This window comes from Desulfoluna sp. CYM3A (genome assembly GCF_056829965.1).
Genome location: NZ_CP186556.1, coordinates 4,093,948 through 4,113,829 on the forward strand (window position 1 = coordinate 4,093,948; position 19,882 = coordinate 4,113,829).

A 19,882-nucleotide genomic window follows, 5' to 3' on the forward strand; every position below is an offset into this window, starting at 1 on the left:
GACACCTGCCATGACCCCGGTTGTAATGTACGAAAAAAAAGGAACCGTGGGGCTCATCACCCTCAACCGCCCCGAACGCCGCAACGCCATCACCCAGCAACTGCTCACGGAGTTGTTCGACTGCGTGGAAAAGGGCGATAACGACGATGACGTAGGCGCCCTGGTCCTTTGCGGACAGGGAACCAGCTTCTGCTCGGGCATCGATCTGGACTGCCTGGCCACGGACAACCTGGTCAACCCCAGGGGAGACGGAAAAGACATGGTGGACGTGTTTCAGGGGTGTACCACTCCGGTCATCGGAGCGGTGAGCGGATACGCCGTCACCGGAGGCTTTGAGCTGGCCCTGAACTGCGATTTCCTCATCGCAGACGACACGGCCTGCTTCATGGACACCCACGCCAAAATCGGCATCCACCCCGGCTGGGGCATGACCCAGCTCCTGCAGCAGGCCGTGGGCCGAAGGCGGGCCCTTCAGATATCTCCCCTGACCTGCGAAAAGATCCCGGCAGACAAAGCCTTTGGCTGGGGCCTGGTCAATGAGGTGGTGCCCCGGGAGGCCCTGCTTACCCGTGCTCTGGAGCTTGCGGAGCGCATCGCCTCGGTAAACCGTGCCATGATGCACACCGTGAAAGCCTTTATTGAGGTCCAGAGCGGCGCCCATGTGGACGAGGGCCTCGCCCGGGAAAAATCGGCCTTCAAAAGCTTCGCGTCCAAAGCCCTGAAGTGTTGACAAATTGCGCTTGCCCATAAAAAACCCGTGAACCAGGGGTCCACGGGCAAAGGGCATGCCGTGCCGTTTATCGTTCCGGGTAAAACCGCATCAGAAGGGCTGATAAAAACCCATCAGGGCCGGTAAGATTCGATCTTTTCCAGGGTTCCGGCCTTGAAATAGAGGATATACATATACCCGCTGATGGGGCCGTAGACCCATCGTTCGATGTTGAGCTCCATTTTACCCGTGGTTTTGCCGACAATCTCCCTGCTGGAGGGCTCGCCGCAATTGTTCAGGATATCCACATCAAGCATCCCCGGCTTGACGATGGTGGACCCGCACCGAAATGAACTGGCGGCAAAGGCCGGTACTGCCGACGCCAGCAAAAAAGCGGCAACAAGGGCAACCGCCAGACTTTTTACTCGTATCATGTTCGCTCCTTATACAGGTTTATGGGGTACCACAGGCGTCTTCGAGGGTTGCCCCATATGCAGGCACAACTCGAAAAAAAGCCATGACATTCCTATCTGACATCGGCAGACAGGCGAATCGACCGGACACAACTGAAAATGCATAAAAAACAGACACAAGAAAACGAAAAGCTCGAAAGATGAGTCTTGAGGGGGAAGAAGGCACCCAATCACCTTTTCATGATACCAGCACCTAAAAAGCACTGTCAACACTTCCATTTACGGAAAATCAGGCTAAACTGTCCCCTTCCGGCGGCGGCCCCAGGAAAAAGTCCAAACCATACGCTCCGCCCCGGCCTCTTTTCTGGTATGGTGTGCAGGATAAAGGCTCGGACACATTTCAAAGGGCCAAGCCTTACGGTGCAGATGCCCCTGCGATGATGGCTGCCACCAGGCCGTCATGCGATACGTACACTTTTTCCCGCGCTGCCGGGCCCCCGGACCAGGCCCCTGCAACTGCCCCCTGGAGGTCAATCACACCATGCTTGAAATCAAGGCCGTGTTTTTCGACGTGGACGGGGTCCTCCTGGACTCCCTTCCCCCCCACCTTGCCATCTGCAGGGAGCTAAACGCCCGATACGCCTTGGGGCTGAACATCCCGGACAGTGACGCGTTCAAGAAAATCGCCGCAAGCGGGGTCCCCATCAGCCCCATGACGGCCTTTTTCCGTGCTGTTGGGTTCCCCGAAGAGGCTGCCCGAAAAGGAGACCGGGAATATCGCGCCGGGTTTACGGCCAACTACCGCATTCCGCTGTTCGAAGGCGTTCCCCGGATGCTCCGCGGCCTCTCGGCCTCTGGCCTTCCCCTGGGCATCGTCACGGCCAACACCCTGGCCAATGTCCAGGGGCCCTTAGGCGATCTGTTCACCCTTTTTCACCCCCATTGCGTCTTTGCCCGGGACACAACCGACGGCATGCCCAAAGCCGATGCCATCCGGCTCGGAGCACGCGCCCTGGGCATTCCGGTCACAGCCCTTCTCTTTGTGGGAGACCAGCCCTCGGACCGACAGGCCGCAGAAGAGGCGGGAGCCCCCTTTTTAGGGGTCTCCTACGGATGGGGCCTTGTCCGGGGGCCCGCCGATCACCCGGTGGCCGACTCCCCCTCTGCCGTCGCGGCCTGGGTGGAAGACGCCCTGCAGAGATAATCCTCCGCACACGGCCCGGGGCGTGATATAGAAAAGCTTTGGGCGTGTGCCCCCAACGGGACACACGCCGATACCCGAAACCCATCGTCATCGACAAAGGACAACACCATGGCCAGTGCAAAAGCCCGCCACATCCTTGTGGCAACCGAAAAAGAGTGCAACGACCTGAAGAAAAAGATAGAAAACGGCGGCGATTTCGCCAAACTTGCCAAAAAATTCTCCACCTGCCCCTCCGGTGACCAGGGAGGCTTCCTGGGCGAGTTCCAGCCCGGCGAAATGGTGCCCGAGTTCGACAAGGTGGTCTTCTCCGCAGAACCCGGCGTGGTCACAGGCCCCGTCAAAACGGACTTCGGCTACCACCTCGTGGAGGTCATCAGCCGCAAGGCCTGATGCCATGGCCCCCACCCCATGCTGATCTCCGCCCCGGGTCACGATGCGCGACCCGGGCAGTTAAGTAGCCCGGGGCGCACTTGATTTCCACCCGCCAAATATCCTGCTCCTTCGGCTCAAACTGTGTTATGGTTTTGTGATATATCAGATAGCACATACGCAACCGGGGCCGAATACGGCCACATCGTCTCAACCTGAGCCACAGGGAGCATCGCATGAACTTAGTGGGGCGCCAGTTCCGCCGTTTTTTTTATGATGTGTGGATTGATCCGCCGGGGTGGGTGGTTTTTTTCAGTGTCTTCTGGCTGGTAAGTCTCTTTTCGGTGAGCACCGGTCTCCTTCCGGCCCTCTTCCTGGGGGGCGGCACGACCCTGGTGCTTTTGGCCGCCAACGCCTTCTTCTCCTGGGCGTCCTCCTCGCCCTATTTCCAAAGGGAGGCCCCGCCTTCCCTTCGATACGTCCTTCCCGTGCTTCGGGGAATGCTCTACCTTCTCTGCGCCTCCATGCTCATCCCCTTTCTGGAGCTTTTCCTGCGGCTCTTTGCCCCGGGACTCTTTTCCCATGTCCAGGGCCTCTCCCCCTATATCCCTATCGGCTGCCTGATCCTCAGCCGGTTCGGCGGCTTCCCGCGCCGTCACCCTGTGCGGGAATCCCTTTTTATGGACAGCCCCTCACCAGAGGGCCTGGGATTCACCGTTTACCTCCTCTTTGTCGGCCTTCTCACCCAGCTTTTGTCACACTACGGCAAGAACCCCTTTTACGGTGCCGTGGCCGGAGGGGCCCTTCTGGGGCTCATCGCCTATGGGGCGCGGGAAACCAAGAAAAAGAGGGAAGAGCCCTGAAATAGGCCAAGGAAAAAGCAGGTTTCTATGGTTAAGGCCGGCTCAAAAAGCGTGCCTCCGGCCACAAGGTGGAGGCATCTCTACACCGGATGCCAGATTCCATCCTCGGATACTTCGGCAAGCCCGGCCTTTTCCAGTCGGAGAAGGTGTTTTTCGATCATGCTCTTTTCCCAGAACACCACAAAACGGGTTGGGTGACGGGGATGAGGTCGGCCGCCGCCTTGCCGCCAGGGCATCGGCGGGCTGCTCCCTGATGGCGGACAGGACCCTCTCTTCCCGGCGCAGGATACGCCCCCGGAACTCGGAGAGGACCTCTGCGGAGTTGCCGTTGAACACCTGTTTGCTGTGGGATGACACCAGGGCTTTGGGCTTCAGGGCCGCGATCCGATCAATGGAGTCCATAAGCTTGTCGATGTTGGCATCGGGATCGGCATAGTTGGGGCCCACCGCCGTTAAGCAGATATCCCCTGCAAAGAGAAGCTCCTCCTCGGGAAAAAACAGGGAGCAGTGCCCTGCGGTGTGGCCGGGGGTGTGGAGGACCTCCATGCGGGTCCGCCCGCAGTCGATCACCTCGCCGTCCGTAAGGGTCCCGTGGACCGGGCGCTTGGCGTACAGCAGGTCCGGGTCCAGCTGCGCCGTAATCCTGGAATCCCCCGTCCATGAGGCGGGGCCACCCGCCGCTCGCTGCCACGAGGTCCACATCCCCCATGGCCGCCCTCTCGTCGGGGTGAACACACACCCTGGCGTTTGGAAACAACCCGTTGCCTTTGACATGATCGATGTGGCGATGGGTGTTGATAATAAGATCCACGCCCTCGGGATCGATTTCCAACAGGCCCTCTTCCCCGCCGGTCTCCACAAGGACCCGACGCTCTCCGTCCACATACAGGCAGTTTGACCCGCCGTATCCAGCATTCACAATCAGGGAGATCCCATCTCCCAACGACACTACCATCCGTATACCTGTCCGTCCGGCGCGTTACCGCGCCTTTATTTCTATCCCCGACAAAATCAGCCCACAGGTCTTCTCAGCCATATGGGACGGATCCATGGGGGTGGTGTCCATCATGTTCACATGCATGGTGAGCCCGGAGACCAGCCCCAGGACCCCCACGGCCGTGGCCCGGGAGTCGGTGTCTCCGCGAAACTCGCCTGCGGCCTTCCCCTTGTCCACCACCGTTTCCAGAATGGACCGAAGCTCGGCCATGGCACGGTCCATGGCGTGTGCCAGGTCCGAGGCGCCCCGGCCCCGCATGGCCATGCGCCAGAGGTCCAGCATGTTCACCGTATGGGGCATCCACCGACCGGATGGCCTCCGTCACCACCGCCGACAGCTCGGCTGCGGCACCCTGGCCCTCCACAGAACGCACGGCCCCTTCAAACAGGTCCCGCCACTTGCGAAAACGCGCCTCGGCAATGAAGCCCAGGATCTCCTCCTTGGACGAAAAATAGTCGTAAAAGGAGCCCTTGGAGATCCCTGCCGCCTCGGTGATGGCCCGAACCGGGGTGTTCTCGTACCCCTCAAGAAAAAATAGGCCACTTTCTTCAGCAATCTCTTCCCGTCTGGCCTCTTTGTCCACAATCTTCGGCATCTCGCTCTCCGTAAATTATGACCGACCGACCGGTCATAAAAAAAAGAGGAGTGTATCCCACACCATGGAGGGAATCAACCCGTTTCTCCTCCGGTTCGGAGAAAACCCTGTTGCCAACCCCCGAACCGTATTATAGATTGACCGTCACCACCCACAACCTGATGATGTGCCCCGGAAAATCATGCGTTCACGGCGTGTGTCCGTTTTTTTGTGCCGCCATCCACACAATCCCGCGAGGTTCCCATGAGTCACCCGGCATCCAAGGCAACGTCGGTTGCCCTCCACTACCTGGCCTACATCCCCCTGGCAGGGGTCACCCTCTCCGTCATCGTCACGATCAAAGCCCTTATCCTTCAAATCATGCTCGTCATCGACAGGGAGCTGCAGGCCTGGCTGAAAACCCACCAGGCCGCAGACCTTGGCTTTCTCCAGCTCATCCTGGACGACAGGCTCTCGGCCATTCGGCGCCAGTTGATCCTGGGGGCAGCCAAGCTTGCCAACACCCCGGCCCTCATCGCCTTTCCCCTTCTCGCCCTGGCCTGCTGGCTCATGGGCAAGGGCCTCCAGGCCCTTGCCAAGGGAATGAAGTAACCTGCTACCCTTCCAGGATATAGCCGGAGGCCAATTCCCTGAAGGCGCGTACCTGATCGTCGGCCCAGGCGTTGTCCTTGCCGAGCTCCCCGGCCATGAGGTTTGCCACGTCCGGGGCCGCTTCCATGGCGGCCCGGGCGTCCAGAATCAGGGCCCGGGTCCTGCGGGAAAGGACATCCTCCACGGTGCGGGCCATTTCATGCCGGGCGGACCACACCACCTCGGCCCTGCGGTAGGGTAGCTTCTCGTGGAGAGGCTCGGCCAGATCCGGGGTCTCCTTTTCCAGGCGCTTGATCAGGCGCGCGTCGCTGCCGTAGAGGGTGTAGGGGGCGTTGCCCGCCTCGTCTGCCGACCACCCGTGGAGGTTGAGGTAGGCCGTCCTTGAGGGGCGTTCCGGGAGTCCGGCCACCTTTGCGGCATGGTCCACCACGTCTTCCCCCATCTTCCGATAGGTTGTCCACTTACCGCCTGCAATGGTGACCAGGCCCGAGTTGGAGATCTCCAGATGATGATCCCGAGAGAGGGCCGCGGTCTTTTTGGCGTTCGTTGACCCGATGAGGGGCCGAACGCCCGCAAACACGCTTAAAACATCCCTTCGCTCGGGGTTTTTCGTGAGATACCGGGCCGCATGGGTGAGCAGGAATTCGATCTCCTCCTCCTTGGGATCGGGCTCCATGAGGGGCTTTTCAATGGGGGTATCCGTGGTGCCCACAATGACACAGTCGTGCCACGGCACGGCAAAAAGGACGCGGCCGTCATCGGTCTGCGGGACCATGATGGCGCTGTCTCCGGGCAGAAAGGATTTGTCCAGGACGATGTGCACCCCCTGGCTCGGGGCGATCATGGGCTCCCGGGCGGCGTCGTCCAGGAGGCAGAGCTCATCCACGAACATCCCGGTGGCGTTCACCACGCAGTGCCCCATGATCTCCAGCTCGTCACCGCTCTCCGCGTCCACGGCCCGCACCCCGGACACCAGCCCCTGGTTCTTGATGAGCCCTTCCACCCGCATGCCGTTGACAAGGCATGCCCCGTGGTCCTCTGCGGTGAGGGCCAGGGTGATGGCCAGGCGGGCGTCATCGAACTGGCCGTCGTAGTACATGACACCGCCCTTCAGGTCTTCCGGCTCCAGGGTGGGGATGAGTTCAAGGGTCCGCTGGCGGCTCAAGTGCTTGGACGGCTTGATGCCGAGCTTTCCGGCCAGCATGTCGTACACCTTCATGCCGATGCCGTAAAACGGGCCCTCCCACCAGCTGTAATTGGGCACGATAAAGGACTGGTGACGGGCCAGGTGCGGGGCGTTGTGAAAGAGCAGGCCCCGCTCGTGGAGAGCCTCCAGCACCAGGGTGATGTTGCCCTGCTGGAGGTACCGGACACCGCCGTGGATGAGCTTGGTGCTTCGGCTGGAGGTGCCTTGAGAAAAATCCGCCTGCTCCAGAAGCAGGGTGGTGTATCCCCGCGAGGCGGCCTCCACGGCCACCCCCAGGCCGGTGGCCCCTCCGCCCACCACGATCATGTCCCATACGCGTCCGCGTTCTGCTGCCTGAGAGAGCATCCCGGTTCGTTCCATGGTACCTCCTTTTCCGCTGCATTGAGTCGGTTCACGCCACAGGTCCGCCCCGGCGCCGGCCTGTTTTTCCCAGCGGTGCCTGGGCATGGCCCGCAAAACAGTCCGTCGCCGAAAATTAATTTGCGCTGCGGCGTAAAGCCATTATATTATGAACAAGTAAGCGCCATTCACTCCTTTCTCATGCCCCCTTCACTCCGCACCGGTCACCATCGGCCCGCCGATCCCCCCATGCATTACCCGGCGCGTTGACATATGCACGACCATCTTATGTCGAAAAGCCAGCCCCGTCAAAACTCTGGACCATCTTCAAGGCGTTCGGCCAGGTACCAGATGTTCAACCATGGATCATTCAATACTAAGGAAAGACCATGAACAAAAAAAGCCAACACGAGGAGCTGACCCGCACACTTCTCGAAGAACTTCGCAGGGGAATCACCCCTGAAAAAGAGATGTCCCACTTTCTGGAGTCCACCTTTTCCATCACCACCCCCGAGGAGTTGCGCCTCGCTTTTAACGATGAGGACCACCCCGACCGGGACATGCTCTTTGAGCTGCTCTTTTTCCCCGACCGCCGGACCAAGCTGAGGCTCGAACCCCTCTTTGACGAGTTCAGGTTCACCGCCGAGGACGAAAAAACACTTCTGGATGCCGTCTGCAAAGAAACAGTGGACGTGAACATCACCCTGGAAGGTGCCACCGAGCCGGTGGGCGTCACCCTGCCTAGGGAGTGCATGGAACTGTTCGTCAAACGGCTCAACGTCAAGGCCAATCCGCCGCAAAGCGTTGTGGACGCCGCACGGGCCCACCTGGCGGGTGGACGGGACGATCTTTTCCTTGTGCTGCTCAGGGGTGAGAAAATGCGATGGACCGACGAAACCACGGGGTTTCTCAATCGGCTTCTCAAGGGCCTTGCAAACCGGGGATCAGACCTGGAGGACCACCTGGTGACCGCCATCATCACCATGAGCTCCTTTGGCGGGGGACACTCCCTGCAGGATCACTTCATGGCCATCCGGCAGGACATGGAAGCGGCCGCGGAAAAAGCCCATCAATTTGAAGAGGGGTTAAAAACCCTGACCATGGAAACCATGATGATGCAGGGCATGATCGGGCCGTCTCACACCGAAGAGGAGATGCGCCACAAGATCCGGGTTCTGGATACCCTGATGATGGAAGGTTTCGGTGTGGATCCCACCCTGCTGGAACCGGTCAAGGTGGACTTGGGAGACTTTTCGGGAGGCGACGGAGTGACGGGGATGTTCAAGGCCATGAGCTGACCCGCCTCGCCCGGGGGATAAGCCCCAAGGGGTGCCTTCCCCCCCCCGGCACCCCTTGGAATGAGAGACAGGCGACGGGACCTTACTCCGGATTCACAAGGGTTTGGGCAACGTCTCTGCTGAACTCCGCAACCAACCGGCTCAGGGCCTTGGCCCGGGCCGGTTGGCCCTCACCATCCACCACCCCGGTAAGGGAGGTGTGCCGGGTCAGAAGGGTCTCCCTTTTACCGTTTTTCAGCCCCCACCGTACATCCAACACGGCCTTTCCCGCCTCATCGGTGTCAAACCGCACCACATCCATAAAAACCTGCATGGTGGCCGATGCCTTGGGCGCATCAAAGGGATAGAGGAACATCTTCTCCCCGCCGGTGAGCTGAGACAGGTTCTCCGCCACGGTCCGGGCGATACCCTCATCCAGGGGCTCTGCCCACCGCTGGTACTCGTTTACCGAAAGGGTATGGTCGCTTCGGCGGGCCACCATCTGGGGACGATCCAGGTACGAGGGCAGCTCCACAGGTCCCACCACCACGTAGGTGGAAGGATCCCACTCCCCGGCCTCGGCAGGGGCCGCCACGGGATGAAGCAGGTGATAGGTCACCACGGCGGAAGAAGAGGCGCACCCCGCCATCAACAGAAGCGCGCCCACAACAATCAGGTTAACAGTCTTGAGCATCTTTTTTCTCCAGTGGTATAAGCTGTGGAAACAAATCATTAGCAGGCGCCCGTACGCGAGGCGCATTAGACATAAACCGCATGTCGTTGCGCTGCGGCCTTACTCCCCCTTGTTCTTCCCGAAAACCAGCGCTTCCGGGTGCCTCTCCAGGTAATCGGCCAGGGCCCGCAGGGCCCGGGCCGCCTCGGAGACATCCCCGAGCATGCGGTTCAAACGATAGGTAACAGCTGAATCAGCTCCCAGGCCTGCATCGAGGCTCTGCATGGTCTTTTCCGCCGTGGCCACCATGGACTGGGAGGAGACGGCCACCTCTTCCAGAGCCTTTAAGGTGCGCTGGATCCCTTCCCCGGAATTCACCGCAAGGCTCTTTGTCTCCGTGGCCGCCCCTTCGATGGAATCGGTGATGGGCTCCAGGGACAAACGGGCCTGGTTCATGAGATCGGTGAACGCCACGATGGCTTCGCTCATCTGCCCCAAGGTATCATCCTCCTCCACCGAGGCGATGAGGCGATCGATGGAGTCCACGGTGGAGAGAAACCGGTCGGCGATGGCCTCCACAGGGATGTTCTCCACGGCCCGCGAGAGCTCCGAGATATCGGACAGAACGGTCGGTAACTCCATGACATCCTTTGACTTGCCGGTGAGGGTGTACGCTTTGTTCGGGTGGAACCCGATGGCCACGTACAATTTACCCGTCAGGAGGCTGTCGATCTTAAGCTGGGCTCTGAGCCCCCGTTTCACCAGTTCCTCCCTGAAATCATCCTCATTCATGGACCCCAGGATCATCTCGGTGTTCGCGCCGTAGTCCATCAGCTTGACCCGGTTGCTCTCCACCTCAATGTGAACCGGGGTGGTAAAGGAGAGGTTCTTCATATCGAACACCAGGCCAATGCTTGTCACATTGCCCACCTTGACCCCCATAAACCGCACCGGTGCCCCTACATCAAGCCCTTTGAGGGAATCCTCAAAATAGAGGACATAGTGGTCCTTTTCCTTAAAAAACTCCCCGGCCCCGAAGGTGACCACCATGGCCGAAGCCAGGAGGAAGCCCCCCACCACAAAGGCGCCGATGATGCTGAATTTTGCTTTCTGCTTCATGCCCGCTCCAAACTGAATTAGGTTCCCTTCTGCACGAATCCCGACGACTATCGACTGCCTTCGCCACGGGTCAGGAACCGGACCACCCGCGCATCCTCCGACCGTTCAAGAAGGTCCCTGGGATGCCCGGAGGCGATCATGGTTTTCGTCTCTGCGTCCAGAAAAACCGAATCGGTACCGATGGCAAAAATACTGGCCAGTTCATGGGTCACCACCACGATGGTGGCCCCCAGGGACTCCTTGAGCTCCAAAATCAAGTCGTCCAGACGACGGGCACTGACAGGGTCGAGTCCCGCCGAGGGTTCGTCGAAAAAAAGAATCTCTGGGTCAAGGGCCATGGCCCGGGCCAGGCCGGCCCGTTTCTTCATGCCCCCGCTGATCTCTGCCGGAAGGTGGTCTTCAAACCCGCCCAGGCCCACCAGGGCCAGCTTGAACATCACCAGCTCCCGGATCTCGGACGCCGTGTAATCGCTGTACTGGTACAGGGGAAGGGCCACATTCTCAAAAAGGGTCATGGAGCTGAAAAGCGCTCCGCTCTGGTAAAGAATCCCGATGCGCTGCATCAAGGCACTCTGCTCACGGGACGAAGCCTCATACAGGGATGTCCGGCCATGGAAGACCTTTCCCCTGGCAGGCTCCTTCAACCCCACGAGATGGCGCAGCAAGGTGCTCTTCCCGCAGCCGCTGCCCCCCATGATGATAAAGATCTCACCCTTTGCCACTTCAAAGGCGAGGTCCCGTTGTATCACCCGCGGGCCGTAGGCCATGGTGAGGTCCGTCACTTTCAGGGGGGGATCCCCCGCACGTGTGTTTGTCATGCTACATTCCGATGATGCTGGTGACCACGGCGATGAGGCCGTCGGCGATGATGATGCCCACAATGGCCGCCACCACGGCCCGGGTGGCCGCATCCCCCACAGCCGAGGCGCTGCGACCGCACCGCATGCCGTGATAGCAGCCCGCCATGGCGATGATGACCCCGTACAGGGCGCTCTTGATGATACCGTGCATAAACTGGGTGACGTCAAGGGCAGCCCGGGTCTGGTTCCAGTACTGGACAAGGGGGATGTCCAGCATCCCCACCCCGATGGCCATGCCCCCACCGATGCCCAGGAAATCCGCATACAGGCAGAGCAGGGGCATCATCATCACAAGGGCCGCTACCCGCGGAATCACCAGGTACTCCGCCGGGTTCAACCCCATGGTGGTGAGTGCGTCCACCTCTTCATTGACCTGCATGGTGCCCAGCTGGGCGGCAAAGGCTGCGCCGGTGCGGCCCGCCATGATGATGCCCGTCATCATGGCGCCCAGTTCGCGGGCCATGGCAAGGCCCACAATATCCGCCACATAGATCTGGGCCCCGAACAGCTTGAGCTGTACCGACCCCACAAAGGCAAAGATCACCCCGATGACCAGGCTGATGAGAGACACAATGGGCAGGGCCGATGCCCCGCAGTCCTGCAGGAGCAGGAAAAAATCGTCGCGCCTGAAGCGCCCCCTGCCCGTGACCAGGCGGCCCAGGCCAAGGGCCGTCTCCCCGATAAAGCCAAGGGTGTCCACAAGGGCCGCCCACGCGGCCGTGGCCTTCAGGCCGGCCCGCATCAAGAGCGGTTCCCGCGGCGGCTTCACCGAAGCGCCCGCCGCGCCCGCCCCCTGGGCCGCCAGGGCCATGAGCCGGAGCATCCCCGTGGGGAGCCCTTTCTCATCCACGGCCACGTCCCGGGCCTTGAGGTCCTCAACCAGGCCGCTTACAAAGACGGCCAGGCGGGAATCCCAGCTGACAAGCCCCGTGGTATCGAAACGCACCCGCCGCACCGGCCCCAGGGCGAGAAGGGATTCTGCGACCCGAAGGCCCGTTTCCGCCCGGTCCCAGGGACCGTGAAGGGAGACCACACCCTGCCCCTGCTCCGTTGTGATGGTGATACCGCCCTGCTCCTGCATGCCTTTTTTGCTCCCTGTCCCGATCCTTCTGGCTCCGGCCCGTGCCGGAGTGTCAACCATGGGGTCCGAATGTTCCGTGTTTAATCCTCAATGCCAGACAGATATACGAACATTGCACCGATAATTCAAGCGGGATAGCCCCTTCGGAAGGGAATCCGGCACCAAAACGCCCCTGGGCAACCAACGGCTTTGTGATTGCCCGGGTTCCCTTAAATTGAACATCGCTCACCCCAAAAAACTAAGGGTGCCATCTTAATTTGCATTGAAAACAAGAACACATTCGACTATATTTGGTCTTAAACACACAGGATTCATTGATTCCCCCTGAGCTTCACCAGACCACCCGTCACCCCTCTTCCCAGCTTGACGAAATGGATATTCCAACCTGCTGATATTCCTTCCTGAAGTGATTCTGTTTTACATCCCGATGTCCGTACATGCCGACGCATCCACCCAACGGCCCCCTTGTGTCCGGTGGCAGGAGACGTTGTGTTCTTCCGAAACACGCCGTGGCCTGCAACCCACAGACGGCCGTGAGTGACCATGTGTACGGGCCCGTTGAATGCGTATCTTTTACACATACATAAACCTAAAGGTACTCCATGGATCGGAAACACAGCAACACGTCGTCCATCCTGAGGGACAGCGCCGAAACACGACGCATCTACTCGGTCGTGTTCGAACAAAAAGGGACGTCGCCCCCCCGAAGCGTTCTCATCACCAGCGGCTGGTGGGGAGAGGGTAAAACGACCCTGGCCTGTAATCTGGCGGCCCTGGCCGCCCGGGAAAAAGGGAAAAGGGTGCTGCTTATCGACTACCACTGGTTCTCACCGGAGGTGCACACCCAGTTCGGCATCCCCGCAGAGCCTCCCCCGAATGCATCCAATGATGTCCTGGACAACGTCATCGCCGTGCCCGGCATGGGCGATCTGTCTATCCTCACGGCTGCGGCCTTTGCCAAGTCGGAGAGCTGGAACGACGCCAGCTCCATTCCGAGCCAGGCGGCCCTGATCAACGAGGCAAAAAACAGGTACGACCAGATCTTCATCGACACCTCGGCCGTCTACCCCACCAACCGGAACATGAACGATCCCATGCTCCTGGGCAAAGCTGCCGACGGGGTGATCCTCGTGGCCCTGACCCATGTCACCCCCAAGTCCAAAACCAAAGGCGCCTGCTGCGCACTGCAGTCAAGCGGGGCCCAGGTACTCGGCATTGTCGCCAACCAATGGCGGAACCCCCTTTCCCCCTTAAGCCACGGCCCTGCACGCCGGTCCGGGACGGGAAAAGCCGGAGCGCGCCTGGTGCACTCCAACCGCTAACCGCCCTATCATGAGGTCGACCATGATTTTTTACCTTGAACGACTGACGTACCGCCTTACTGCGCATTGGATCTTCTTCTGGATGGTCCTGATCCCCCCCCTGGCGTATGTCGGTTACATGGCCCTGACGCCAAGCGTCTACACCCTCTCGTCAAGTTTTGCCGTGCCCGAGGACGCCCCCGTGGCCCAGACCGGTACGCCCACGGGCGTGGCCCCCCTGGCCCCGCTTCTTTCCAGTCCTTCCCGTTGGGAGGCCTTTATCAAGGCCAATTTCAACTCCCAGCGCATCATGGGATACCCCCGGGGCTACGGCCTGCCCATCTCCCCGAAAAAGACCAATGAGATCTACCGTGAGGCATTGACCAACCTGTCGATCAAGGTCGAGGACAACAACCTGCGCACCGTTTACCGGGGCTCCGACAAGGAGTTGGGAAGCCACCTGGTCTTCTACTACAGCACCACCCTCCACCAACGGATACAGGAGGGCTACAAACGGCAGGGAGCCCACATCAAGGCCCCCATCATCGACGTACCCCGCATGGACCCCGTGCCTCCGGCAACTCGCCTTGCCTGGAGCAGCGACAGGGCCTTGCCAACACTCCTGTGGCTTTTTGCCGGGCTCGTGGCCTTTGTGGTGGTCCACATCCTTCTGGAATCCATGGACAGCTCGTACAAATCTGAAAAACAGATCGCTGAAGACACCCGGCTCCCGATTCTGGGCCGGCTCCCCAACCTGAACGCCATCCCCGCTGGGAAAGATGCCTCCCAAGGCCATGAGATATAAGCAATAACGACATGACACACACACCCGCAACACGAGATCACCGCCCCCGAAACCAACACCTGTACCCATGCACCACCAACGGACCGGAAAACAGGCGCCCCCCCGCAAAACCGGGAACACGCGCCTTTCTCCTTTTGTGGGTTTTTCTTTTTTGGCTCCTCGGCCCCTCCGGGGCCCTGGCAGGGGACGCTGTCCTCACCTGGCCCCCTGCGTCCGAAGCCTCGTATTACGTGGTCTACTGGGGAACCGCTTCCGGGCAATACAACCAGCAGAGCGCCAACATTCCCCAGCCGTCCCCCCTGCCGTCCGGCATCACCCATACCGTGTCCGGACTCACCGAGGGCACCACCTACTTTTTTGCCGTCAAAGGCTTCAACGCCTGCAACGCAAGCTCTGACTTCTCCAACGAAGTCTCCAAAACCATCACCGCCCCCGGGACAAACGTTCCTCCGACGGCCAACGCCGGTTCGGATCAACAGCACCCGGACGCCACCGACGGGTCTCCCACCACCGTCACCTTAAGCGGCAACGCCTCCAGCGATGCCGACGGCTCCATCGTCAGCTATGCCTGGACGCGCATCGACACGAACACAGACTACTCCTTTGACCTGAAAAATGCCGGAACGGCCACGGCCTCCTTTACCGCGCCCCAGGTAAGCGGAGACGTCGCCTTTGAGTTTGAGCTCACCGTAACCGACGACAAGGGGGCCACGGACACCGACCAGGTGAGGGTCACCATCACCGAACGGGTTGTGGAGACCGGAGATGCCACCCTGACCTGGCCCTCTTCGGCCGAAGCGTCCTACTACATCGTTCACTGGGGCACCGAGGCTGGAAATTACACCGAACACAGCACCACCATCCCGCAACCATCCCCCCTTCCGCCCCAGATGGTCCATACCGTGTCCGGGCTGATCCAGGACACCACCTATTACTTTGCCATCCAGGCATTCAACGCCTGCAACCAGCCGTCGGAGTACTCCAACGAAGTGAACAAGACCATCCCCCTGCCCGGCGGGAACACCTCTCCTTCGGCCCATGCCGGGGATAACCAGTCCCATCCGGAAACCATCGGCGGCATCCCCTCGCGCATCACCCTGGATGCCTCGGGCTCCACGGATGAAGACGGCACCATCATCGCCTATCACTGGCGACGCGTGGACGACCACGGCGACATTTCCACCATTCTGTCGAGCCCCACGGCTGTGCGGCCCTCCTTTAACGCACCCAGTGTTTCGGCCAACGTGGACCTTGTCTTTGAACTCACGGTAACCGACGACAACGGAGCCACGGATTCCGACCAGGTAACCGTCACCATCACCAACGTCAACCAGGCCCCCATGGCCAACGCCGGGACGGACCAGACCCAGCCGGAAACCACCGGGGGAATCCCCACCATCGTGACCCTGGACGGCAGTGCCTCCAGCGACCCGGACGGCTCCATCACCGGATACGCGTGGACCCGTATCGACTCCCATGCGGACATCCCCATCTCGCTCCAGAACAGCGACACGGCCACGCCGAGCTTTACGGCCCCGGACGTTTCCGCCAACACCACCTTCGAATTTGAGCTCACCATCACGGACAACAGCGGCGCCACGGCCTCGGACCGCGTACGCACCACCATCACCCATGTGAACCGGCCCCCCGTGGCCGATGCGGGACCGGACCAGGTCCAGTCCGAGACCACCGGTGGGGTCCCCACGATGATCAGCTTAAACGGCAACGGCTCCAGTGATGCGGACGGCACCCTCACCCGCTACGCCTGGGTCCGTACGGACACGAACTCAGGGGTTTCCGTCTCCCTCCAGGGGGCCGATACCCCCACCCCGCAGTTCTCGGCCCCTGCGGTTTCCGCCGACACCACCCTGGAGTTTGAACTCACCGTCACCGACGACAACGGTGCCACGGCCTCGGACCGCGTCCAGGTCACCATCACCCACCTCAACCAGCCGCCGGTGGCCGACGCCGGGCCGGACCAGACCCACCCGGAGATCACCTCAGACGGCACCCCCACCACCGTGGTGCTCAATGGTACGGGCTCCAGGGATCCGGAAGGGGGCGTTCTCAGCTACGCCTGGGTCCGTACGGACGCCAACTCCAAGGTCACGGTCACCCTTGAAAACGCCGACACGGCAACCCCCAGCTTTGTCTCCCCCGACGTGGGGTCCCACACCGCCCTGGAGTTCACCCTGACAGTGACCGATCCGGCCGGTGCCACGGCCCAGGACACCACCAAGGTGACCCTGACCAAGGTCAACCGAAAGCCCAAGGCCGACGCCGGGCCGGACCAGACCGTGGAGCCGGAGGTTGAGGTCACCTTGTCCGGCGCCAACTCCAGCGACCCGGACGGCACCGTCTCAGCCTACACATGGGAGCAGGTGACCACAGCCGACGAGCCCGTGGTAACCCTCACCGGTGCCGACACCGAGACAGCCTCCTTTACGGCCCCCAGTGTGGACGAGGGCGGCAGCGCCCTGACCTTCCAGCTGACGGTCACGGACAACGAAGGGGCCACCCACGCGGCCACGAGCCTGGTAAACGTCACCTTTGAGAACCAGCCCCCCGTGGCCGATGCAGGACCGGACCGCACCGCCCGGGAAGGGGAGCCCGTGAGCCTCTCCGGCGTCAACTCGTCGGATCCCGACAACGACCCCATTGCCTCCTATCGCTGGGAGCAGCTGGACGGGCCGTCCGTTGAACTCATGGACGCCGACACCGCCGTGGCCGGTTTCACGGCCCCGGACGTGGGACCCTCCGGGAAGCCTCACCTTCAAGCTGACGGTCACGGACAGCCGCGGACTCTCGGCCACGGCACAGACCGTCATCAACGTGATCTTCGTCAACCAGCCGCCGGTGGCCGACGCCGGGGCCGACCAGACCCTGAGTTCAGGGGGCACCGTGACCCTCTCGGCTGCGGGCTCCAGCGACCCGGACAACGGCATCGCCACCTTTGCCTGGTCCCAGACCCTGGGTCCCCCTGCGGCCATTTCCGACACCTCGGCCGTCTCCCCCAGGGTCACCGTGCCTGACGGGCTGCCCGACGGCACCCAGCTCACCTTCATGGTCACGGTCACCGATACGGGCGGTTTAACCGCCACCGACACCATGCAGGTGACCATCTCCACCCTCAACCAACCGCCGGTGGCCGATGCCGGTGACGCCCAGACCGTGCCCGTGGGCGCCGAGGTCACCCTCTCGGGAGCAGGCTCCAGCGACCCCGATGGCTCCATTGCCGCCTACCGCTGGGCCCAGAAATCCGGACCGGTGGTGACCCTTTCCGATGCCACGGCCGTGGCACCGGTCTTCACCGCCCTTGCCGACAGCCCCAACGGGTCAACCCTGACCTTCGAGCTGACGGTAACGGACAACGGCGGACTCTCGGCAGCGGACCGGGTCATCATCAACGTCACCGACACCAACCAACCCCCCACGGCCGATGCAGGGGAAGACTTCTTCGCCGATGAAAAGACCACGGTGACCCTCTCGGGCGAAGGCTCTTCCGATGCGGATGACGGCATCAGTGCCTACCGATGGGAGCAAATTGAAGGGCCCTATGTGGCCCTGGCCACACCCAACCAGGCTGTGACCACCTTCACGGCGCCATCAGTCTCCACGGACGGGGCCACCCTCGCCTTCCGCCTCACCGTGACGGACAACAGCGGGCTCTTCACCACCGATGAGGTGAGGGTCACCGTCACCTTTGTCAACCAGCCCCCGGTGGCCTCGGCAGGCCCCGACCAGGTGGTGGACGAAGGAACCGTGGTCACCCTGTCGGCTACGGGAAGCCATGACCCGGACAACAACCTGACCGGTTATCTCTGGGAGCAGACATCAGGCCCCACGGTCTTCCTCTCCGACGCCGAAACCGTGAGCCCCACCTTTACGGCGCCCATCGTGAGCACCGAAGGTGCCAGGCTCCTCTTCAGCGTCACTGTCACGGACAGCCAGGGGCTCACCGACACGGACTCCACCGCTGTGCAGGTCCTCTTTGTCAACCAGCCTCCCGTGGCCAATGCCGGGGAAGACCAGTTCGTCCTGGAAGGGGAGACAGTCACCCTGGACGGATCGGCCTCTCTGGATCCGGACGACGGCATCTCCACCTGGACCTGGACCCAGACCTCCGGGCCCACCGTGACCCTGACGCCTCCGGGCGATCCCGTGGTGCACTTTGTGGCACCGAAATCCACCCCGGGCGGCGTGGAGCTGGAGTTTACACTGACGATCACGGACAACGGCGGGCTGTCCCATTCAGACAGTATCAAAGTCACCGACACCCTGGTGCAGACCAACCCCACGGACGATACGGGCAACGCCTCCATCGAAGTCCTCGACAGCGACATGCAGCACCGTGACTGGCTCAGTATCGGCTGGGATGCCTACCGCAAACACAACAACGAAGCCCGGGTGGCCAGTGGCGACCTGGACGGGGACGGCTATCATGAGCTGGTGATCGGCCTGGGGCCCGTGGATTCGGACCCTGCCATCCCCGGCGGGTACTTCCAGATCATCTCCCATGACTTCAAGCATCTGGCCTGGGGCCAGATTCCCTGGGAAGAGTACAACAACCTGAATGGGGAGACATGGCCGGCATGTGGGGACATCGACGGCGACGGTGTCGATGAAATTGTGGTGGGATTGGGCAAAGGGGGGCAGGGAAAACTGGCTGTCTTCTCCTACAGCCTGGGCAGTGTTGCCCTCCGGCAGTGGACCTCTGTTCCCTGGGACGCCTACAATGAGGTCATCGGGGAAACCCGGCCCGCCCTGGGCAACCTGGACGACGATCCCTGCATGGAGATCGTGGTGGGATTGGGATCGGACGAACGCACCGGCTATACACCCAACGGCCGCTACGCCGTCCTGGACAAGGTATGCAACGGCAACCTCAACGATCCCTTTGAACTCATGGCCTGGGGCCAGAGCCAGTGGGACGAGTACAACGCCTCCAACGGCGCCACCTGGCCCACCTGCGGGGACATCGACGGCGACGGCCGCGATGAAATCCTCCTGGGCCTGGGTGCCGGTGGAGAGGGACGCACGGAGATCGCCGCCATGGTGGACGGCGCCCCGGTGCACCACAGCTGGCTCACCGTGGACTGGAACGACTACAACAGCATGCAGGGAGAGACGCGCCCGGCCACCACGGACATCAATGACGACGGCATCGACGAGATCATCATCGGCCTGGGGCCCGTGCCCGCAGACGAGCACCTGCCCGAGGGCCGGTTCCCGGCCATGACCGCGGACCAGTCCGTTGTGAAGTGGGGCCAGCTGGGGCTCTCCCCCTACAACAAGGCCAACGGTGAGAGCAGGCCCACGCCCTTTATCTCCAACGGCGAACACTTCGTGGCCATCGGCATGGGCCCCTACACCCCGGACACACCGGATGAGCCCGATGAAGAGGAAACCCCTGATCCCGGCTCCGGCTCGTCGGGCTGCTTCATCGACACCTCACGGGGAGATTAGCCGGACAAAAGGA

At 61.5% G+C, this 19,882-nt stretch carries 17 protein-coding genes and 3 pseudogenes; 10 read left to right on the plus strand and 10 right to left on the minus strand.

Annotated elements, in window-relative coordinates:
- Nucleotides 1–10 precede the first annotated feature (10 nt).
- A complete protein-coding gene (locus tag ACOYW1_RS20790) occupies nucleotides 11–730 on the plus strand; it encodes an enoyl-CoA hydratase-related protein (protein WP_482419566.1) in 720 nt (239 codons plus the stop codon).
- Nucleotides 731–843: 113 nt separating this feature from the next.
- Here ACOYW1_RS20790 and ACOYW1_RS20795 read toward each other — a convergent pair whose 3' ends face one another.
- Nucleotides 844–1,143 (minus strand): DUF2845 domain-containing protein, encoded by a 300-nt coding sequence (locus ACOYW1_RS20795; RefSeq protein WP_482419567.1) that lies wholly within the window; start codon nucleotides 1,141–1,143, stop codon nucleotides 844–846.
- 520 nt (nucleotides 1,144–1,663) lie between these two features.
- Between ACOYW1_RS20795 and ACOYW1_RS20800 the strand changes: the two genes are divergently transcribed.
- The 3 genes from ACOYW1_RS20800 to ACOYW1_RS20810 all read left to right on the plus strand — a co-directional run bounded on the left by ACOYW1_RS20800 (nucleotide 1,664) and on the right by ACOYW1_RS20810 (nucleotide 3,558).
- Entirely contained in the window at nucleotides 1,664–2,326 is a 663-nt protein-coding gene (locus ACOYW1_RS20800; protein WP_482419568.1) for an HAD family hydrolase, read from the plus strand.
- Between the two features lie 108 nt (nucleotides 2,327–2,434).
- The gene (locus tag ACOYW1_RS20805; RefSeq protein WP_482417637.1) at nucleotides 2,435–2,716 is read left to right on the plus strand and encodes a peptidylprolyl isomerase; all 282 of its coding nucleotides are present in this window, start codon (nucleotides 2,435–2,437) and stop codon (nucleotides 2,714–2,716) included.
- A gap of 215 nt (nucleotides 2,717–2,931) precedes the next feature.
- Nucleotides 2,932–3,558, plus strand: coding sequence for an Rnf-Nqr domain containing protein (locus ACOYW1_RS20810; RefSeq protein ID WP_482419569.1), 627 nt, complete (start codon nucleotides 2,932–2,934; stop codon nucleotides 3,556–3,558).
- A gap of 42 nt (nucleotides 3,559–3,600) precedes the next feature.
- Here the strand turns inward: ACOYW1_RS20810 and ACOYW1_RS20815 are convergent, their stop codons facing one another.
- The 4 genes and pseudogenes from ACOYW1_RS20815 to ACOYW1_RS20830 form a co-directional block, all read right to left on the minus strand.
- On the minus strand, nucleotides 3,601–4,260 hold the full coding sequence (locus ACOYW1_RS20815) for an MBL fold metallo-hydrolase (RefSeq protein ID WP_482419570.1): 660 nt from the start codon (nucleotides 4,258–4,260) through the stop codon (nucleotides 3,601–3,603).
- Nucleotides 4,261–4,300: 40 nt separating this feature from the next.
- Nucleotides 4,301–4,513: pseudogene (locus ACOYW1_RS20820) on the minus strand (MBL fold metallo-hydrolase); the annotation flags it as partial.
- Nucleotides 4,514–4,537: 24 nt separating this feature from the next.
- Nucleotides 4,538–4,855 carry a TetR family transcriptional regulator C-terminal domain-containing protein gene (locus tag ACOYW1_RS20825; RefSeq protein ID WP_482419571.1) on the minus strand — a complete coding sequence of 106 codons (318 nt, stop codon included), beginning with the start codon at nucleotides 4,853–4,855 and terminating at the stop codon, nucleotides 4,538–4,540.
- A gap of 139 nt (nucleotides 4,856–4,994) precedes the next feature.
- A pseudogene (locus tag ACOYW1_RS20830) lies at nucleotides 4,995–5,150 on the minus strand (TetR/AcrR family transcriptional regulator); the annotation flags it as partial.
- A gap of 243 nt (nucleotides 5,151–5,393) precedes the next feature.
- Here ACOYW1_RS20830 and ACOYW1_RS20835 point away from each other — a divergent pair.
- Nucleotides 5,394–5,741 carry a hypothetical protein gene (locus ACOYW1_RS20835; protein ID WP_482419572.1) on the plus strand — a complete coding sequence of 116 codons (348 nt, stop codon included), beginning with the start codon at nucleotides 5,394–5,396 and terminating at the stop codon, nucleotides 5,739–5,741.
- Between the two features lie 4 nt (nucleotides 5,742–5,745).
- On the opposite strand, the gene ACOYW1_RS20840 is transcribed toward ACOYW1_RS20835, so the two are convergent.
- Nucleotides 5,746–7,308, minus strand: coding sequence for a glycerol-3-phosphate dehydrogenase/oxidase (locus tag ACOYW1_RS20840; RefSeq protein ID WP_482417642.1), 1,563 nt, complete (start codon nucleotides 7,306–7,308; stop codon nucleotides 5,746–5,748).
- 368 nt (nucleotides 7,309–7,676) lie between these two features.
- Between ACOYW1_RS20840 and ACOYW1_RS20845 the strand changes: the two genes are divergently transcribed.
- On the plus strand, nucleotides 7,677–8,585 hold the full coding sequence (locus ACOYW1_RS20845) for a hypothetical protein (RefSeq protein ID WP_482419573.1): 909 nt from the start codon (nucleotides 7,677–7,679) through the stop codon (nucleotides 8,583–8,585).
- Nucleotides 8,586–8,667: 82 nt separating this feature from the next.
- Here the strand turns inward: ACOYW1_RS20845 and ACOYW1_RS20850 are convergent, their stop codons facing one another.
- From ACOYW1_RS20850 to ACOYW1_RS20865, 4 genes are all read right to left on the minus strand, one after another.
- Nucleotides 8,668–9,258, minus strand: a complete 591-nt coding sequence (locus ACOYW1_RS20850) for a PqiC family protein (RefSeq protein WP_482419574.1) — start codon at nucleotides 9,256–9,258, stop codon at nucleotides 8,668–8,670.
- 99 nt (nucleotides 9,259–9,357) lie between these two features.
- Nucleotides 9,358–10,356 (minus strand): MlaD family protein, encoded by a 999-nt coding sequence (locus tag ACOYW1_RS20855; RefSeq protein WP_482419575.1) that lies wholly within the window; start codon nucleotides 10,354–10,356, stop codon nucleotides 9,358–9,360.
- 47 nt (nucleotides 10,357–10,403) lie between these two features.
- Nucleotides 10,404–11,174: an ABC transporter ATP-binding protein gene (locus ACOYW1_RS20860; RefSeq protein WP_482417646.1), complete on the minus strand. Its 771-nt coding sequence runs from the start codon at nucleotides 11,172–11,174 to the stop codon at nucleotides 10,404–10,406.
- A 1-nt stretch (nucleotide 11,175) separates the two neighbouring features.
- Nucleotides 11,176–12,357, minus strand: a complete 1,182-nt coding sequence (locus ACOYW1_RS20865; protein WP_482417647.1) for an MlaE family ABC transporter permease — start codon at nucleotides 12,355–12,357, stop codon at nucleotides 11,176–11,178.
- 542 nt (nucleotides 12,358–12,899) lie between these two features.
- Here ACOYW1_RS20865 and ACOYW1_RS20870 point away from each other — a divergent pair.
- The 4 genes and pseudogenes from ACOYW1_RS20870 to ACOYW1_RS20885 all read left to right on the plus strand — a co-directional run bounded on the left by ACOYW1_RS20870 (nucleotide 12,900) and on the right by ACOYW1_RS20885 (nucleotide 19,869).
- Entirely contained in the window at nucleotides 12,900–13,619 is a 720-nt protein-coding gene (locus tag ACOYW1_RS20870) for a nucleotide-binding protein (RefSeq protein WP_482417648.1), read from the plus strand.
- A gap of 22 nt (nucleotides 13,620–13,641) precedes the next feature.
- Nucleotides 13,642–14,403, plus strand: a complete 762-nt coding sequence (locus ACOYW1_RS20875; protein ID WP_482419576.1) for a YveK family protein — start codon at nucleotides 13,642–13,644, stop codon at nucleotides 14,401–14,403.
- An 11-nt stretch (nucleotides 14,404–14,414) separates the two neighbouring features.
- A pseudogene (locus ACOYW1_RS20880) lies at nucleotides 14,415–17,144 on the plus strand (PKD domain-containing protein); the annotation flags it as partial.
- Between the two features lie 160 nt (nucleotides 17,145–17,304).
- Nucleotides 17,305–19,869 carry a PKD domain-containing protein gene (locus ACOYW1_RS20885; RefSeq protein ID WP_482419577.1) on the plus strand — a complete coding sequence of 855 codons (2,565 nt, stop codon included), beginning with the start codon at nucleotides 17,305–17,307 and terminating at the stop codon, nucleotides 19,867–19,869.
- Nucleotides 19,870–19,882: the final 13 nt, after the last annotated feature.

Coding starts and splice junctions, on each gene's coding strand:
- ACOYW1_RS20870 (WP_482417648.1), top strand. CDS start 12,900: ATGGATCGGAAACACAGCAACACGTCGTCCATCCTGAGGGACAGCGCC.
- ACOYW1_RS20855 (WP_482419575.1), bottom strand. CDS start 10,356: ATGAAGCAGAAAGCAAAATTCAGCATCATCGGCGCCTTTGTGGTGGGG.
- ACOYW1_RS20815 (WP_482419570.1), bottom strand. CDS start 4,260: ATGTGGACCTCGTGGCAGCGAGCGGCGGGTGGCCCCGCCTCATGGACG.
- ACOYW1_RS20860 (WP_482417646.1), bottom strand. CDS start 11,174: ATGACAAACACACGTGCGGGGGATCCCCCCCTGAAAGTGACGGACCTC.
- ACOYW1_RS20805 (WP_482417637.1), top strand. CDS start 2,435: ATGGCCAGTGCAAAAGCCCGCCACATCCTTGTGGCAACCGAAAAAGAG.
- ACOYW1_RS20825 (WP_482419571.1), bottom strand. CDS start 4,855: ATGCCCCATACGGTGAACATGCTGGACCTCTGGCGCATGGCCATGCGG.
- ACOYW1_RS20800 (WP_482419568.1), top strand. CDS start 1,664: ATGCTTGAAATCAAGGCCGTGTTTTTCGACGTGGACGGGGTCCTCCTG.
- ACOYW1_RS20790 (WP_482419566.1), top strand. CDS start 11: ATGACCCCGGTTGTAATGTACGAAAAAAAAGGAACCGTGGGGCTCATC.
- ACOYW1_RS20835 (WP_482419572.1), top strand. CDS start 5,394: ATGAGTCACCCGGCATCCAAGGCAACGTCGGTTGCCCTCCACTACCTG.
- ACOYW1_RS20850 (WP_482419574.1), bottom strand. CDS start 9,258: ATGCTCAAGACTGTTAACCTGATTGTTGTGGGCGCGCTTCTGTTGATG.
- ACOYW1_RS20875 (WP_482419576.1), top strand. CDS start 13,642: ATGATTTTTTACCTTGAACGACTGACGTACCGCCTTACTGCGCATTGG.
- ACOYW1_RS20810 (WP_482419569.1), top strand. CDS start 2,932: ATGAACTTAGTGGGGCGCCAGTTCCGCCGTTTTTTTTATGATGTGTGG.
- ACOYW1_RS20865 (WP_482417647.1), bottom strand. CDS start 12,357: ATGGTTGACACTCCGGCACGGGCCGGAGCCAGAAGGATCGGGACAGGG.
- ACOYW1_RS20845 (WP_482419573.1), top strand. CDS start 7,677: ATGAACAAAAAAAGCCAACACGAGGAGCTGACCCGCACACTTCTCGAA.
- ACOYW1_RS20795 (WP_482419567.1), bottom strand. CDS start 1,143: ATGATACGAGTAAAAAGTCTGGCGGTTGCCCTTGTTGCCGCTTTTTTG.
- ACOYW1_RS20840 (WP_482417642.1), bottom strand. CDS start 7,308: ATGGAACGAACCGGGATGCTCTCTCAGGCAGCAGAACGCGGACGCGTA.